The following is a 15,881-nucleotide window of genomic DNA, read 5'->3' as shown; positions in this document are numbered from 1 at the left end:
TGATGACGCCAGGGCGCTCCGCGTCTCGTCGCCAGAAGACCTGCTTAAGTCATTCGGAGAGTTTGGGTAGTCACCTTTGGGCGCTGCCATTGCGGCAGGGCTATTCGTATCTCAGTTTAGGTTTGCATGAAGCTTGTCTAGGGAAGCGGGTGAAGCCAGTGATGCAAGTCGGGGGCATTGACACGTTTCGACTTTTATTGTCAGGATACTAACGGGAGCTCGGCAGGCCCTTCAATTTGCGCGAGATCTTGGGGGATGTCGACATCCCGCACGTAAGCCGGATCGTTCATTTCCACGAACTGCACTGACTGCTTACTCCGTGATAGCCAGCTGCGGATGCCCTTATCGGTCTGGCCTGATTCGGCGATGGTCTGCACAGCCGACCAAGAAAGAACCAAGGGATGACCACGAACTCCGTCGGCCATGGGAACCAGGCCGTGGATATCGCCATTGCGCATCTCCCAAAGCTTGCGCAGCCTAAGGAAATGATGGGTTTGCAGGAAAGGAAGGTCCCCAAGTAGCACCATCATGTCGCAGCCATGGCGGTCGCGGTAATGCGACTTGACCGCTGCGATTTGGGAGTGGAGGATTTCGGCAGACTTCGACTCATTGAGAACGAGTTCAGCCTCGCAGAGGCTGACGAGCGGGCACAGTTGCTCTTGGTAGGGGCCAACGACTACGGATATGTCTTGCACGCCTGCGCCTCGCAGAGCTAAAACCTGCCACTCCAGCACTGAACGTTCGCGGATGCGTATGGCTGCCTTGGGAACGTGCCCCATTCTGCTGCCGTAGCCAGCAGCAAGAATGCAAGCAGCGAGACCAAGCTGGCTGGGTTCGAGGTATTCCATTCGTGTGACGACGAAATTTAGATGCCGACCTTGATGCTGTCGTGGCCGTGTGCTGCACTGCTCTCGCCATCGGCACAACGCGTCGCAATGGATAAGGATGGAATCAGTGCGAGGAACTGTGGGGTCATTTCGTGCGCCCTTGTGGCTTGCTTTTGCGGTGGGTACAGGGTGACTCGATATGTCTTACGCCGCAGCCAAAGCGAACGGACCGGCGCTGTGACGAACCGGGGACTGTGTCTGCGACTTGCCCCGTTCCACCGACATGAGGTCATGGGCCACGATTCCGTTCTTGGCTGCCACGACCTCGGCCATGATCGATAGAGCAATCTCTGCGGGTGTCTTGCTGCCGATGTAAAGCCCTGCCGGTCCGCGCAGCCGGGCGAGGCTGGCATCTGACAGATCGAAGTGTTCTTTCAGCCGCTCTCGACGCTGCGCAGTATTACGGCGCGAGCCGATGGCGCCGACATAGAAGGCGTCGGACTGCAAGGCATCAATGAGCGCCAAATCGTCCAACTTGGGGTCGTGGGTGAGCGCCACCACGGCCGTACGAGCGTCGGGCTTCAGCCGCACGATAAGGTCATCTGGCATCTCGTGGGTGACTTGCACCCCAGACATGCTCCAGCTCGCCCGGTGGTCCTCGCGCGGATCACACACAACCACGTCGAATCCCAAGCTCATAGCCATCTGGCAAAGGTAACGGGCCAAGTCTCCGGCCCCAATCAAGACAAGGCGGGCTTTCGGTCCAAGCCAAGTGATGAGATGCGTGCCGTCCAAGCTGGGCACGCCATCACGTAGCCCTTGACGCAGGATGGCTTGACCTGTACGCAGGTTCAAACGACGCTCGGTGCTGCGCCGCTCTTCGCACGCCGCCAGCAACTCACCCAGCCGGCTGTGCGCTGCCACACTTTCAAGGACCAGCTCCACTGTGCCGCCACACGGAAGCCCAAATCGGTGCGCCTGGTCGGCAGAAATGCCGTAGCGCAGAACCGTTGGCCTATCGGGTGCGCACGCAGCCTGAACACCGCCTTCGCGAATCTGGTGAATCAGGTCGTCTTCGATGCACCCTCCTGAAACTGAACCAACAGTCTCGCCTCGGCCGTTGATGGCCATCAGCGAGCCTGGGGGACGGGGTGATGATCCCCATGTTCGCGCGACTGTAACCAGCACTACGGCCAAACCGCTGCCATACCAGTCACAAGCCGTTCTTAAGACCAATGTGTCGAGATCTTCCATGGTGCCGGTCAGTTTGTCACAGCTAACATCGCCGCCAGCGCAGCAATTGCCTCGTACGGACGATGTGTACTCACGACTGCCTCCGGTCGCGCGTCACGCTGATTTTCTCCAACGTAATGGGAAGGCTTCGAATCCGTTTACCGGTCGCGTGGAAAACGGCGTTGCCAATCGCCGGAGCGACTCCCACGACACCGATCTCGCCGACACCCTTGCCGCCGAGGGCGCTGGCCTGCAGGTCGGGTATGCCCACAGAAATCACCTGAATTTCCGGCACGTCGGCGTTCACGGGTACGGCATAGTCCGCGAAGTTCGCATTCACGGTGCGGCCGTCCCGGTGGTCGATCTGGCCTTCTTCCAACAGCGACTGACCCAAACCCATCACCATCCCGCCGATCCATTGGCTTTCGGCGAGCTTTGGGTTGAAGATTCTTCCGCTGTCGAAGGCCGCGACCATCCGCTTGACGCGGACCGTGCCGAAGTCTTCGTCGATGCGCACCTCCACGAACTGTGCGCACCAGCTGTGGGCCGACAGACCACCCTCCACCGGGCCCTTCAACTGGGCGAAGCTGCGGTCCGCCGCATTCTTCGTGGCCTCGGTTGCATCGGCGGCGAAGGTGCTTCCTTCAACTTCCAGTTTTTCCTTGCCTACGGTTTTCAGCAGATTCGCGATGCTGAGCCCACCGCTAGGACGGCGGTTGGGGCGAATGGTGCCCCGCTCGAAAATGAGGTCTACCAGCTTTGATGATGCCAACGGTGACCTGGAATCGGTCGCCGCCAAAGACCGCAACGCGTCTTTGGCGTTGTTCGCCGCCTTGGCGACAGCACTCGCGAGATTGTTCGCCTGCTGCGAGCCACCGGCCAGTGCTGATCGCGGAAGCACGGTGTCGCCCAGACGGACCGTGACATGCGCGACCGGCACGCCCAGCACTTCGGCCGCTGTCTGCGCGAGGATCGTGTACGTGCCTGTGCCGATGTCGGTGCCGGCGCTGAGCACTTCGATCCGCCCATCGGCATGGAAGACGATCTTCGCCTCACTCGCCGTGCGGATCATGGGGTACGCGCCGGCAGCCATGCCGTAGCCGATCAGCTCGCGGCCTTCGCGCATCGAACGGGGCTTGGGGTTGCGGTTGTGCCAGCCGATGGCCTTGGCGCCTGCGGCATAGGCTTCGCGCAGTTGCCGCGTCGTCCAGGGGAACTGGTTGCTCGGGTCCTTGTCGGCCCAGTTGGCCAGGCGCAGCGCGATCGGGTCCATCTGCAGCGCGTAGGCCAGCTCGTCCATCGCGCTTTCGAGGGCGTAGGCGCTGGGGTTCTCGCCGGGGCCGCGCTTCCAGCCGGGCATCACCGCGTGCACCGGAACGACATTCAGCCGAGATGAAAGATTGGGCGTCGCGTACATGATCTTGGTCACGTTGTTGCAGGCCTCGACATGCACTTCGTCGATGGCCGTTTCGTTCCAGCTCTCATGCACGATGGACACGATCCTTCCATCTTTCCTGGCGCCGATCGACAGGTTCTGTTTGGTCACCGGGCGGCCACCGAGGCCAGTGAAGGTCTGCGGGCGTGTGAGTGACACCTTGACAGGCCTACCGAGCTGGCGCGACGCCGCACAGGCCAGGCCGACGTGTGGATGCGCGCCGATCTTGGAGCCGAAGCCACCGCCCACGTAGGGCGAGATCACGCGCACGTTCTCGATGTCGATGCCCAGCCACTCGGCCACCACGCTGCGCGCGCCGCCCACCCACTGACTCGGCTCCCAGACGGTGATCTTCCCGTGGTCCCAGGACGCGATGCAGGCGTGCGGCTCCAGCGGCACGTTGTATTCGCGGGCCGTGGTGTAGGTGACGTTGAGCTTGACTTCGGCACTGCCGAGCGCAGCCGGTGCATCACCCCATGCTGCGCCCATGTCGGCGATGGTCTGGGGCTTCGCTTTCGGATCGTCCAGGTCGAGGATCGGTTCGGCGTCTTCGTACGTGACCTTGAGAAGACTTGCCGCTTGCGTGGCCTGCTCCAACGTGTCCGCCACCACCAACGCGATGTGCATGCCGTTGAACCGCACCACGTCGTCCTGCAGCGGCGTGAACTCTTCCGTGGCGCCACCGCCCTTGCTGTAGAGGGTCGGCTTGTTCAGCTTCAACGGGTTCTGTGGCGTGTAGACATCCACCACGCCCGGCAGCGCCTTGGCGGCAGAGGTGTCGATGTGGACGATGCGCCCTGCGGGCCGCGTCGATTGCACGGTGACGCCATAGGCCATGTTCGGAAGCTTCTGCTCAATGGCATAGCGTGCCAGCCCCGTGACTTTCAGCGGACCTTCAGCGCGCGACAGCGCAGCGCCAAGGGCGGGTCCTCTGGCCGGCGCAAGCGCGTTGGCCAGATCCGTTTGTGCCGACAAACCGACCCCTGCGGTGGCCACCGCTGCAGTGCCTACACCGAGTTTCATGATGGCGCGCCGGTTCAGTTCCAGTTCGTTGTGTTGTGTCATGCCACACCTCCCAAAGTCATCAAAGCCCGCGCAACGACTTTCGGTGCGAGATCGATCTTGAACGCGTTGTGTCCGCTGGCCTTCGCACCAACGGCAGTGGCCGCAGCGGCGGCGCGCAACGTGGCCTCGTCAAGAGTCTTGCCTTGGAGCGACGCCTCGACGGCGCGCAGCCGCCAGGGCTTGGTGGCTACGCCGCCGACGGCGATGCGCACCTCGCGAATGGTCTTGCCATCTGGCTCCATCTCCAAACCCACGGCCGCACTGGCGGCAGCGAACTCGTAGGACGCGCGGTCCCTCACCTTCAGGTAGTGCGAGCGCTTGAGCGTCGCCGAACGCGGCACTTCGATGCCCACGATCATCTCGCCGGGAGCCAGGCGGGTTTCGAGATGCGGGGTCTGGCCTGGAAGCAGAAAAAAGTCGTCGACAGGAATGGTGCGCTCGTTCTCGCCTCGGATCGCGCCCTTGACTATTACCCTGGCATCGAAGGCAACCAGCGCAACCGCGAAGTCCCCCGGATAGATGGCGATGCAGGCGTCGCTGGTGCCCAGGATGGCGTGATTGCGGTTGATGCCGTCCAGCGCTGCGCAACCGGAGCCGGGGTTGCGTTTGTTGCAGTTCGGGTAGGCGCCCGGATCGCGGAAATACATGCAGCGGGTGCGCTGCATCAGGTTGCCGCCAATCGACGCCATGTTGCGCAGCTGCGCAGAGGCGGCGCGCCAGAGGCTTTCCGACAGCGCCGGCGCCGCATCCTTGACAGCGCCGTGGTCCGCCACCTTGCTCATCTTCGCGAGAGCGCCGATGCGGATGACGCTGCCCGTCACCTCGATACGGTCCAAGCCCGTGAGGCGGGTGATGTCGACCACGCGCGACGGACGCTCGACGTTGAGCTTCATCAGGTCGAGCAGGGTCGTGCCCCCGGCGAGCAATTTGGTGTCCGGCTTGGCTGCTTCGGCGCTTGCCGCCAGCCCACTTGCGTAGTTCCCGAGATCGTAGGTACAGCAGTTGGAACTACATTGGGAGGTGCACCAAGGAAGTAGTTAATACTTCCACCATTTAAAGGTCTGATTGCTTGAATAGTAATACTGCAGACTTCGTTAGAGCGAACAGTAATACCGTTTACTGTATTCGGATCATTGGAGTTATTTGCTGCAACTTGCCAGGACTGATTTGGAAAATCTCCCTGAATTGAATAGGCTGGCGTGTTAAAACTTGATATTTTTAAGAAATCAAAGCTTCCAGCATCTACTTGCACTCCACTGCAACTGTAAAATCTAAGGTTCGCAATCTCATTATTATCAACATCTTGAAAAAAGATTGTAGTACCCGTAGGGAAAGGAATAGTGGATGCGAACTGCGCTTCGCCTCGATTGATAAATCCCTGTCCAGGCGAGGGAGCAGGTCTGGAAATATTAGTAGGGAGATTTGTGCCAAATGCATTAAATCCATCCGTCCAGACACCGTAGGTATCAGGCGTTGGGCTAGCGTTCACAGTCCAGCTAAGCGGAAATCCGTTGAATGCTCCCGAAATGGTCTGCCCTGGCGTCATGTTGATACGCTCTGCTCTAGAGTTGGGATTCAAGCTGCTGAAATTCCAGCCCGAAAAATACATAGAGTTTGGAGCGACTGTGATCTCTGCAGCATGGGTATGGAAACTTGCTGCTATCAGAGCTGCCAAGAGGTAGCATTGTTTTTTCATACATTCTTTCATCTGGCCAAAATGGCCAATATGAAAATGTAGCAATTACCTATGACTTCGGGGTATGCAATGACATTAAATGACAATCAATCATTCATCCAAGTAACAATAATTTCCATGATTTGTGCTAAACGTTACGAATTGACAATGAACAACATTTAGCAATTCTGAAGCTTTCACTGCGTTTGCAATGCAGCTGGGAGGTGGACCACGATTGCTACTTCAGCACTGGGTCACGCCTGCCCCCCCGCAAAGAACACGCTCTCGATCTCCCTGAGCTTCCCAGCGCCGAAGCCATCAATCTTCATCAGTTGCTTGGGGTTCATTGCCCGCAACTGCTCAACAGTCGTGATCCCGCCGCGCGCCAACGCTTGAACCGTGGCTGGGGATAGCACGCCATTGAGAGATGAGCCTTTAATCTGACGCACTGGAGGTCTCGGCATGGCAGGAGTGAATGACTCACCTGGGAAGAGCGCTCCCTCGATGTCCCTGAATCGAAGCATCCCCATGCCTCTCATCTTCAAAAGTTGATCCGGGTATGCCCGGCGGACTTCCTCCATTGTATGAAGTCCATTCTTTAAGAGAACGGACTTCGCTCGGAGTGGCAGTAGATCGCCTAGAGGCGTCTCGAGTTGCGGTTCGTTATGCATGGTAAATTCATCATAGATCTTTTCCAGCAGGACTTCGGAACCTCCTTGGCAACTTCGTTAACTCCATCGGGGAAAGTTTGGGGGTGGCTGCTTACGTTTAGGAGGATCGTATCGCTGCCCTGGAAAAAAGATGCGCTCGATTTCGCGAAGTGAAACTAATCCAATAAAACTAATCTTCATCAGCTTCTCAGGATAGGCTTCGCGTAGCTGCTGTTCAGTAAAGACGCCATTTCTTGCCAAGCGGCGTACTGTAGCCAGCGGCAATGGGGAATTTTTCAGAGTTGAACCAGGTACTTCAGGAAAAGGGGAAGCAGCAAAAAGGGGTCTGTAGGGGCCGCTGTGAATCAACTCTGCTTCAATCATCCGGAAGCGCACAATGCCAATGCCTGGCATTCTCAGCAGTCTTTCGGGATAAGCTCGCTTGACTGCCTCCACTGTGTGTAGATTGTTTTTTGCGAGGATTTTCACCAATCCGGGAGAGAGCTTGCCTTGCAAAAGTGTTTTTGTTTTTTTATCTGACATTTATTTCAAATGGCAAAATGAGTAGCAGGTGCATCCACTGCTTTTGGGCGCCTAACACCGTAATCCCTTTTCAACAGACTTCTTCAGCGGATTCTGATTGCAGGCTTTATCCTACACCGCAAGAGGCTCTATAATTTGTAGGATGCGGACGAAAACTTGGACTGCCAGGAGGTAGTTCATGTATTCATACGACGACCGCATTCGAGCCGTTGAGCTCTACATCAAGATGGGCAAACGCGTTAGGCCTACCATCCGGCAGCTGGGCTACCCGACGAAGAACGCTTTGAAGAGCTGGCATGAGGAGTACGAGCGGCGCCTGGACCTGTCGTCCGGTTACGTGCGCTCGAAGCCGAAGTACTCTCAAATTCAGAAGGAGCAGGCTGTCGAACACTACGCCGCGCACGGGCGCTGCATTGCCTCCACGGTCAAGGCGTTGGGCTATCCGTGCCGCGATTTGCTGCGTGCCTGGATTGATGAGCTGGACCCCGAGTCCCGGCAGCGTGCTGTCGGCAGGGCCGCCTGTGCACCATGGCCGCTGCAACTGAAGAAGCAGGCAGTCCTCGAGCTGTGCACTCGTGAGGGAAGTGCACAGGTGGTTGCCCAGAAGCTTGGCGTGAGCAGGCCCACGTTGTACAACTGGAAGAACCAGCTTCTGGGACGGGAGGCCCCCGCATCAATGAAACACACCAATCAATCTCCTCAGGTACGAGAGCGCGACGAGCTCGAGCATCAGCTTGAGGCTTTGCGGCTCGAGGTCAGGCATTTGCGGCTCGAGCAAGACCTCTTGAACAAGGCCAATGAACTGTTAAAAAAAGGCCTGGGTGTCGATCTGCAGCTCCTGTCCAACCGGGAGAAGACACTGCTGATTGACGCCCTCAAGGAGCACTATGGCTTGCCAGAGCTTCTTGCTCAGTTGGGTCTTGCGCGGAGCTCGTACTTCTACCATCGAGCCCGTGCAGTGGTGGGCGATAAGTACCTTGAAGTAAGGCAGTCCATCACCGAGATCTTCGAGTCGAACCATCGCTGCTACGGCTACCGCAGGCTGCAGGCCTCGCTCACCAGGCAAGATGTCACCATCTCCGAGAAGGTGGTGCAGCGCTTGATGAAGCAAGAGAGCCTGGTCGTGGCCAAGCCCAAGCGGCGCCGGTATGCGTCCTACCTTGGCGAGATCAGCCCCGCGCCCGACAACATCATCAACCGAGACTTCCAGGCTGCGGCACCGAACGAGAAGTGGCTCACGGACATCACAGAGTTCCAGATCCCCCGCCGGCAAGGTCTATCTCTCGCCGATCATTGATTGCTTTGACGGGATGGTGGTGAGCTGGGCCATTGGCACGAGCCCTGACGCGGAACTGGTCAATACCATGCTGGATGCAGCCATCGAGACGGTGAAGGACACCGCTGACCGGCCCGTGCTCCACTCCGACCGCGGCGGCCACTACCGCCGGCCAGGCTGGCTATCGAGAATGAGCGATGCCAACCTCATCCGCTCGATGTCCCGCAAGGCCTGTTCTCCGGACAATGCGGCTTGCGAAGGCTTCTTCGGTCGCCTCAAGAACGAACTGTTCTATCCTCGGGACTGGAAGAGCGTCACCATTGCGCAGTTCATTCAGGTAGTCGACGACTACATTCGCTGGTACAACGAAAAGCGGATCAAGATATCCCTTGGCTCACTCAGTCCCATCGAATACCGGGTGAGCCTCGGACTTACGGCATAACACCAGTCCAAGTTTTTATCCGCACCCCCAGCTGATCAGATTTGCATCGGCACTAACACTCTCAGCTTCAGAAGCAGCCGATTCCCGTCGAGCAAGACGAACACTGATCGTCGTTTTGGAAACCTAATCCCTCTGCCGCAAGGCTCAGGGCCTACCAAGCGCCACTTAGGGGCGACGTAGGGAGCATGGTGAGCAAACAAAAGCACCGACTCGCGATGCTTTAGCTTGCTCCGTTATCGCCAGGGCGGTCGCCGATTGCTAGGACATTAAAACTGCTGCAATTGCGTTTTCTGAATACGACACACAGATCTACTTGCGTTTTTTGCCTTTAGCCTGCTCGTCTTTCGTCGGCTGCTTTTCTGGACTCTTCGCCTCTGGGAGCAGAGCCGAAATTTCGTTCATCGGCATCAACCAGATGTTGCGCAGATCGCGCCAGAATTCCATGTTTCGTTGGTACAAAAGAAGTGGAAACATATAGACCTCCGGTCTAATTTGGCAACTCAGGTTGAGTTGCCTCCTTGCAGGGTACTCCTTTTATTGGCTAAAAAACTATATGGAGTAAACACTTACTTTAGTTTCGGAAACCTAAGCCCTCTGTAACAAGGCTTAGGTTTCGCGCCCGGATACGCTCCGGGTAGGCTCAGTGCGGTCGGTGGACAATAAAAAAGCACCGACTCGCGATGCTTGGCTTTGCCCCTGATCTCGCTTAGGGCGGGCGCCGAATGTCCGGATGCTGAAACTGCTGCCTCAATTGCGCTCTCTGCACCTCTTCAGCATTCGGTTTTCCGCTTTTTATTTCGGGCTCGATCATCCTTTGGCTGCTGCTTTTGGGGGCTCTTAACTTCAGCAAAGATGGGTTCCATTTTCTCGATGGGCATCACCAAGATGTCGCGCATGTCGCGCCAGAACTCCATGTGTCGTTTGTAGGCAAGAAGCGAGAACATATAGACCTCCGGTCTAAGTAGGGTCAAGGGCTTTTTGAAGCACGGCTTGCTTGTGTATGCGTGCTGTCTTTTCCTTTAGTAGTTGCATGGGAGTCTCCTTTTCCTCTTTCTCGCCAGAGCGGGCCGAACGATGGAACACATAGTCGTCATCTGACACATTGTGACTATCAACATCTCTCAGTGTCGCGGTCTTCCTCAATCGAAAGTTGAAGATGGTTTTTTCTGTGGGAGTCATTGACGCCTCCGTATACTTTAGAAATCGCCGGAACCGGGAAACACAGTAGCTTTGCGATCGGGATTTTCAGGCTCCTTGGGAAGCTTTTTGCCTTGATCAACGACTGGTGCTTGTTCAGGCTTTCTTATAGAGAAGAATGATTTCACATGCTCCCAGAGCGAGAGCTTCCTATCAGGACGAGGGTACATAAGCATATAGACCTCCGGTCTATGGCGGCGAATCGAGATAGATCGCCTACTTTGACAGTACTCTCTTTAAACCCTTTAAACTGGATTGCACAAAGACTTACTTGGAAGACAAAAACGCCTGTCACGCGGCTTTAGCTTTGCCCTTATTGCCAAGGGCTTGCCACGATTCCAAATGGCATGACCGTTTTCGCTATTGGCCGTCTTCGCCTCACCCTGTTTGGCCGTATACGCGCTTTGGCGGCAGGCGCTCAGTCGGGACACTGCGCTGAGCAGCGGGCATGTCCGCTGATGCAATTGGCCGGACGAATGCCCCACGTACGCGGGCAAGCAACATCGGCGGCTAACTTTTTAAAGACTTGAGGGAGCTCGCTCGATCACTTGCACCCATCGCGTGGTGCAACTGCTGCGTGGTCATCCCGGTGCGTTGGGCCTGGCCTCCAGCTGCCAGCGGTGACCTATGGGGATGCGGACGAAAACTTGGATTGCCAGGAGGTAGTTCATGTATTCATACGACGACCGCATTCGAGCCGTTGAGCTCTACATCAAGATGGGCAAACGCGTTAGGCCTACCATCCGGCAGCTGGGCTACCCGACGAAGAACGCTTTGAAGAGCTGGCATGAGGAGTACGAGCGGCGCCTGGACCTGTCGTCCGGTTACGTGCGCTCGAAGCCGAAGTACTCTCAAATTCAGAAGGAGCAGGCTGTCGAACACTACGCCGCGCACGGGCGCTGCATTGCCTCCACGGTCAAGGCGTTGGGCTATCCGTGCCGCGATTTGCTGCGTGCCTGGATTGATGAGCTGGACCCCGAGTCCCGGCAGCGTGTTGTCGGCAGGGCCGCCTGTGCACCATGGCCGCTGCAACTGAAGAAGCAGGCAGTCCTCGAGCTGTGCACTCGTGAGGGAAGTGCACAGGTGGTTGCCCAGAAGCTTGGCGTGAGCAGGCCCACGTTGTACAACTGGAAGAACCAGCTTCTGGGACGGGAGGCCCCCGCATCAATGAAACACACCAATCAATCTCCTCAGGTACGAGAGCGCGACGAGCTCGAGCATCAGCTTGAGGCTTTGCGCCGGGAGGTAAGGCAACTGCGGCTAGAGCAAGACCTCTTGAATAAGGCCAATGAACTACTAAAAAAAGGCCTGGGCCGATGTGTTCGACTACATCGAGCGGTTCTACAATCCGTTCAGGAAACACTCAAAATTGAACTACCTTAGCCCGGTTCAATTTGAGGAGCGGCAACGTTTAAAGGGCTAGGCAAAGCGTCCGGGAAACTGAGGGAAGCCCAAGTAGAGACTAGGTGTCGCATCCCGGACGATCATAGAGCCGCTTAATGAACAGTTCAGGATGCGTTTGGTGCCACTGCTTCATAACCTGGATGGGCGTTTTGCTTTGCAGCGCTTATTGCGGTAATTGGTGGTTGTACAAGGCCACGTAACGCATCAGCGTCTGCTTCAAATCCTCGGCGCTGTTAAAGCGATGTGTCTTGAGGACATCTGCGATGCGGCCGTTGAAGCGTTCAACCATGCCGTTGGTTCTGGGTGTCCGGGGCTGCGTCAGGCGATGCTCGATACCCAGTTGCTCGCAAAGCAGGTCCAATTCACGGCTGCCGCTGGGCGCTCTTGCATGACTGACAAACAAGCGATCAGTGAACTCTTTGCCGTTGTCGGTCAGCAGCCTGGTTATCTTGATCGGACAGGCTTTGTGCAGGGCCCTCAAGAATGCTTTGGCGCCGGCTGCCGTTTTGGCAGACTTGATCTGCACAAACACCCAGCGCGTGGCCCTGTCGATGACCACGAACAAATAGCGGCGCTTGGGCTCGTCCTGCATCTGGGGCAAGTACTTCACATCCATGTGCAAATAGCCGGGCACATAGCTCTTAATAGCCTTGTGCACCTCTTTGGGCTCGGCTGGCTTCAAAGCGTTGAGATTGCCCACGCCGTGCCTGCGCAGGCACCGGTCCAGGCCCGAGCGCGATACCGTGCTCCAGATGAACTCGCGGGTGACAGCTAGCAAGTCATCGAGGGGCAACAATAAGGCCCGGCGAAGGTGTACCACCACGATTTCTTGCGCGGGTGTGAGCTGTGTTTGCAGGCGATGGGCGGTGTGAGAGCGGTCTTGCACGCTTTCGCGCTTCTTCCATTTGTAGACCGTCTGTTCGGAAATGCCAAAGCGCTGGGCCAGCACGCTGGCGGTCTCATCGCTGGAAGCGATCAGGGCACGCACTGCTGGGGTGGTACGGGCATTCTTGTGCAGGGCTATTTGCATGACGGGCTCCCGGTGGACTGCACTGACTGTACAAGCTCTCGCAGCACCTCGCGAGCCATGAACAGCGGATAGCGGTTTTTGCCTATGCAATCGTCAGGGATGCGACAACTAGGCAACAAAAAACCGCCCTGAGGCGGTTGAGGTGGGAGCGTGCTTTTACAAGAACTTAAAAGCAAAGGCTCCTGCAATTTGTTGGCCCTGGCCAGCTTTATCAGGGTCTGTAGGCGGTTTCTTCGGTTGTTCCTGGGGCGCTGGAACGCTCGAAGTGTGACCCATCTGTTTGGACTCATCCCAAAACGAAGCTGGGGGATAGGCTGAGAATTTGAACATTTAGACCTCCGGTCTATTGCGGCGAATCGAGATGGATTGCCTTGATTCACCTTACGCTTTTTAATGGCCTTAAACCGCATCCCTGAGTGTTTTTCTTCTTGAGACCGCTCTTTGTTCCGACAATGTTGTCTCAAGCTGAGTATGTACAAATCAGGATGTAAGCGCCTGCATCTCCTACGACAAACCTGATGGTGTCCACGCACACTGATCATCAGTGCAATGCCACAGCAGAACACTGATTCGAGAGGCGCTCCCGCTAGCGACAGAAGCACCTTATCACTCACTTGATTTAAGGAATCATCATGTCTCAGCAACAACCGCAAAACTCTGGCCAGCAGCAACCTGGGCAAGACCAGAAAAAACCTGGTCAGCAAGATCAGCAAAATCCTGGTCAGAAGCAACCAGATGGCAAGCAAGCAGACAGCAAAAAGCCAGACACGCAACCCAAGTGATTGGAGTTTGCATTAAATGAAATGACGGCTTAGATCGCTATTCATGGCCCACTTCGGTGGGCTCTTTTATTGAAGGTCCTAGCACGGCTTTAAAAGTGAAGTGCATCCCCATCACCTCTACAGCGCTGGACTGCGAGGGGCCGTGACTGCCTTCTGGATGGAAGTTACCGCGCAGGCAAAAGAAAAGCCACCCGGAGGTGGCTTGAAGTGAGTCTATTGGATTTGACGCGGAGGTGTTTTGTGATCAAGCAGTTGGATTGCTTGTTCGACAAACGGTGCAGGCAGAGTGTGATCTTTCACTTTATTGAGCAGATATGACTTCAGGCGCCCCTCCTTGGATAGCTTTCGCGGAACCACCTTTGGAACTCACCAAGTGCTGCTTCAGGGTAGCATCATGGCACCTGCGGGTTGCTGGCCGCTTGAGGATAATAGTCCGGATAGTTGTGCTGGTAGTTTATGCGAGGCCCAAACTTCTCATCGCCTCCTATGGTTACCCAGTGACGCCCCCAACATTGACCAACACTAATGTCTGGCACGAAGCTGTCGTTTATGTGGAGTCCCCGCTGTCCAAGGGCAACGATCAAGTCTGCAATCTGCTTGAATATGCTGAAATAACCTTCAGGGACGGAGTCAAAATTCAGTGAAACCCGATCGTGAAAGTTTCGCCAGAGTGCAGGCAGTTGATTTGATGGGTCATAGCTGTTAGGGCCGATGCAATCTTGACCCGCCGGGGGTGCGGACGAAAACTTGGACTGCCAGGAGGTAGTTCATGTATTCATACGACGACCGCATTCGAGCCGTTGAGCTCTACATCAAGCTGGGCAAGCGCACCGGGACGACTATCCGCCAGCTGGGCTACCCAACGAAGAACGCTTTGAAGAGCTGGCATGAGGAGTACGAGCGGCGCCTGGACCTGTCGTCCGGTTACGTGCGCTCGAAGCCGAAGTACTCTCAAATTCAGAAGGAGCAGGCTGTCGAACACTACGCCGCGCACGGGCGCTGCATTGCCTCCACGGTCAAGGCGTTGGGCTATCCGTGCCGCGATTTGCTGCGTGCCTGGATTGATGAGCTGGACCCCGAGTCCCGGCAGCGTGCTGTCGGCAGGGCCGCCTGTGCACCATGGCCGCTGCAACTGAAGAAGCAGGCAGTCCTCGAGCTGTGCACTCGTGAGGGAAGTGCACAGGTGGTTGCCCAGAAGCTTGGCGTGAGCAGGCCCACGTTGTACAACTGGAAGAACCAGCTTCTGGGACGGGAGGCCCCCGCATCAATGAAACACACCAATCAATCTCCTCAGGTACGAGAGCGCGACGAGCTCGAGCATCAGCTTGAGGCTTTGCGGCTCGAGGTCAGGCATTTGCGGCTCGAGCAAGACCTCTTGAACAAGGCCAATGAACTGTTAAAAAAAGGCCTGGGTGTCGATCTGCAGCTCCTGTCCAACCGGGAGAAGACACTGCTGATTGACGCCCTCAAGGAGCACTATGGCTTGCCAGAGCTTCTTGCTCAGTTGGGTCTTGCGCGGAGCTCGTACTTCTACCATCGAGCCCGTGCAGTGGTGGGCGATAAGTACCTTGAAGTAAGGCAGTCCATCACCGAGATCTTCGAGTCGAACCATCGCTGCTACGGCTACCGCAGGCTGCAGGCCTCGCTCACCAGGCAAGATGTCACCATCTCCGAGAAGGTGGTGCAGCGCTTGATGAAGCAAGAGAGCCTGGTCGTGGCCAAGCCCAAGCGGCGCCGGTATGCGTCCTACCTTGGCGAGATCAGCCCCGCGCCCGACAACATCATCAACCGAGACTTCCAGGCTGCGGCACCGAACGAGAAGTGGCTCACGGACATCACAGAGTTCCAGATCCCCCGCCGGCAAGGTCTATCTCTCGCCGATCATTGATTGCTTTGACGGGATGGTGGTGAGCTGGGCCATTGGCACGAGCCCTGACGCGGAACTGGTCAATACCATGCTGGATGCAGCCATCGAGACGGTGAAGGACACCGCTGACCGGCCCGTGCTCCACTCCGACCGCGGCGGCCACTACCGCCGGCCAGGCTGGCTATCGAGAATGAGCGATGCCAACCTCATCCGCTCGATGTCCCGCAAGGCCTGTTCTCCGGACAATGCGGCTTGCGAAGGCTTCTTCGGTCGCCTCAAGAACGAACTGTTCTATCCTCGGGACTGGAAGAGCGTCACCATTGCGCAGTTCATTCAGGTAGTCGACGACTAAAAAACCCTTGTAATGTTTGCAATCGCACAGACACTCGATAGTGGTGGTCCTACGCTGCAAATGCCTGCTCAGCCATTGCCCTAGGAGAATGCTGCCATGATCC

Annotated in this window: 11 protein-coding genes and 4 pseudogenes; 5 read left to right on the top strand and 10 right to left on the bottom strand. The window is 56.8% G+C overall.

Annotation, left to right across the window (positions count from 1 at the left end):
* Window positions 1-200: 200 nt before the first annotated feature.
* The 7 genes from HS961_RS10490 to HS961_RS10460 all read right to left on the bottom strand — a co-directional run bounded on the left by HS961_RS10490 (window position 201) and on the right by HS961_RS10460 (window position 7,428).
* Window positions 201-848: a nucleotidyltransferase family protein gene (locus HS961_RS10490; protein ID WP_182327710.1), complete on the bottom strand. Its 648-nt coding sequence runs from the start codon at window positions 846-848 to the stop codon at window positions 201-203.
* Window positions 849-1,031: 183 nt separating this feature from the next.
* The gene (locus tag HS961_RS10485; RefSeq protein ID WP_182327708.1) at window positions 1,032-2,081 is read right to left on the bottom strand and encodes an XdhC family protein; all 1,050 of its coding nucleotides are present in this window, start codon (window positions 2,079-2,081) and stop codon (window positions 1,032-1,034) included.
* A gap of 70 nt (window positions 2,082-2,151) precedes the next feature.
* Window positions 2,152-4,560, bottom strand: a complete 2,409-nt coding sequence (locus HS961_RS10480) for a xanthine dehydrogenase family protein molybdopterin-binding subunit (RefSeq protein ID WP_182327706.1) — start codon at window positions 4,558-4,560, stop codon at window positions 2,152-2,154.
* A complete protein-coding gene (locus tag HS961_RS10475) occupies window positions 4,557-5,525 on the bottom strand; it encodes an FAD binding domain-containing protein (RefSeq protein ID WP_182328216.1) in 969 nt (322 codons plus the stop codon). Before HS961_RS10475 ends, HS961_RS10480 begins: the two co-directional genes overlap by 4 nt.
* Window positions 5,453-6,256, bottom strand: coding sequence for a hypothetical protein (locus HS961_RS10470; RefSeq protein ID WP_182327704.1), 804 nt, complete (start codon window positions 6,254-6,256; stop codon window positions 5,453-5,455). The genes HS961_RS10475 and HS961_RS10470 overlap by 73 nt, the downstream gene beginning before the upstream one ends.
* 233 nt (window positions 6,257-6,489) lie before the next feature.
* Complete coding sequence (locus HS961_RS10465) at window positions 6,490-6,684, bottom strand: helix-hairpin-helix domain-containing protein (RefSeq protein WP_182327702.1); 195 nt, start codon at window positions 6,682-6,684, stop codon at window positions 6,490-6,492.
* A gap of 279 nt (window positions 6,685-6,963) precedes the next feature.
* Window positions 6,964-7,428 (bottom strand): helix-hairpin-helix domain-containing protein, encoded by a 465-nt coding sequence (locus HS961_RS10460; RefSeq protein ID WP_182327701.1) that lies wholly within the window; start codon window positions 7,426-7,428, stop codon window positions 6,964-6,966.
* A gap of 178 nt (window positions 7,429-7,606) precedes the next feature.
* Here HS961_RS10460 and HS961_RS10455 point away from each other — a divergent pair.
* Window positions 7,607-9,146, top strand: a protein-coding gene (locus HS961_RS10455; protein ID WP_182327699.1) for an IS3 family transposase whose coding sequence is annotated in 2 segments (ribosomal slippage) — window positions 7,607-8,689 and window positions 8,691-9,146 — 1,539 coding nt in all. Because the reading frame shifts where the segments join, the coding sequence is not laid out codon by codon here.
* A 309-nt stretch (window positions 9,147-9,455) separates the two neighbouring features.
* Here the strand turns inward: HS961_RS10455 and HS961_RS10450 are convergent.
* Both HS961_RS10450 and HS961_RS10445 read right to left on the bottom strand, forming a co-directional pair.
* Window positions 9,456-9,620 (bottom strand): hypothetical protein, encoded by a 165-nt coding sequence (locus HS961_RS10450; protein ID WP_182327697.1) that lies wholly within the window; start codon window positions 9,618-9,620, stop codon window positions 9,456-9,458.
* A 296-nt stretch (window positions 9,621-9,916) separates the two neighbouring features.
* Window positions 9,917-10,090, bottom strand: coding sequence for a hypothetical protein (locus HS961_RS10445; protein WP_182327696.1), 174 nt, complete (start codon window positions 10,088-10,090; stop codon window positions 9,917-9,919).
* A gap of 922 nt (window positions 10,091-11,012) precedes the next feature.
* Here HS961_RS10445 and HS961_RS10440 point away from each other — a divergent pair.
* Window positions 11,013-11,657 (top strand): annotated as a pseudogene (locus HS961_RS10440) (transposase); the annotation flags it as partial.
* Window positions 11,650-11,766: pseudogene (locus tag HS961_RS23620) on the top strand (IS3 family transposase); the annotation flags it as partial. The pseudogenes HS961_RS10440 and HS961_RS23620, both read left to right, overlap by 8 nt.
* A 39-nt stretch (window positions 11,767-11,805) precedes the next feature.
* On the opposite strand, the pseudogene HS961_RS10435 reads toward HS961_RS23620, so the two are convergent.
* Window positions 11,806-12,777: pseudogene (locus HS961_RS10435) on the bottom strand (IS481 family transposase).
* A 632-nt stretch (window positions 12,778-13,409) separates the two neighbouring features.
* Here HS961_RS10435 and HS961_RS10430 point away from each other — a divergent pair.
* Window positions 13,410-13,559 carry a hypothetical protein gene (locus tag HS961_RS10430; protein ID WP_182327694.1) on the top strand — a complete coding sequence of 50 codons (150 nt, stop codon included), beginning with the start codon at window positions 13,410-13,412 and terminating at the stop codon, window positions 13,557-13,559.
* A 769-nt stretch (window positions 13,560-14,328) separates the two neighbouring features.
* Window positions 14,329-15,772, top strand: a pseudogene (locus HS961_RS10425) (IS3 family transposase); the annotation flags it as partial.
* Window positions 15,773-15,881: the final 109 nt, after the last annotated feature.

This window comes from Comamonas piscis (genome assembly GCF_014109725.1).
GTDB lineage: Bacteria > Pseudomonadota > Gammaproteobacteria > Burkholderiales > Burkholderiaceae_C > Comamonas > Comamonas piscis.
Note: the sequence above shows the minus strand (reverse complement) of the source record. Positions and strands in the feature narration are given on the sequence as shown.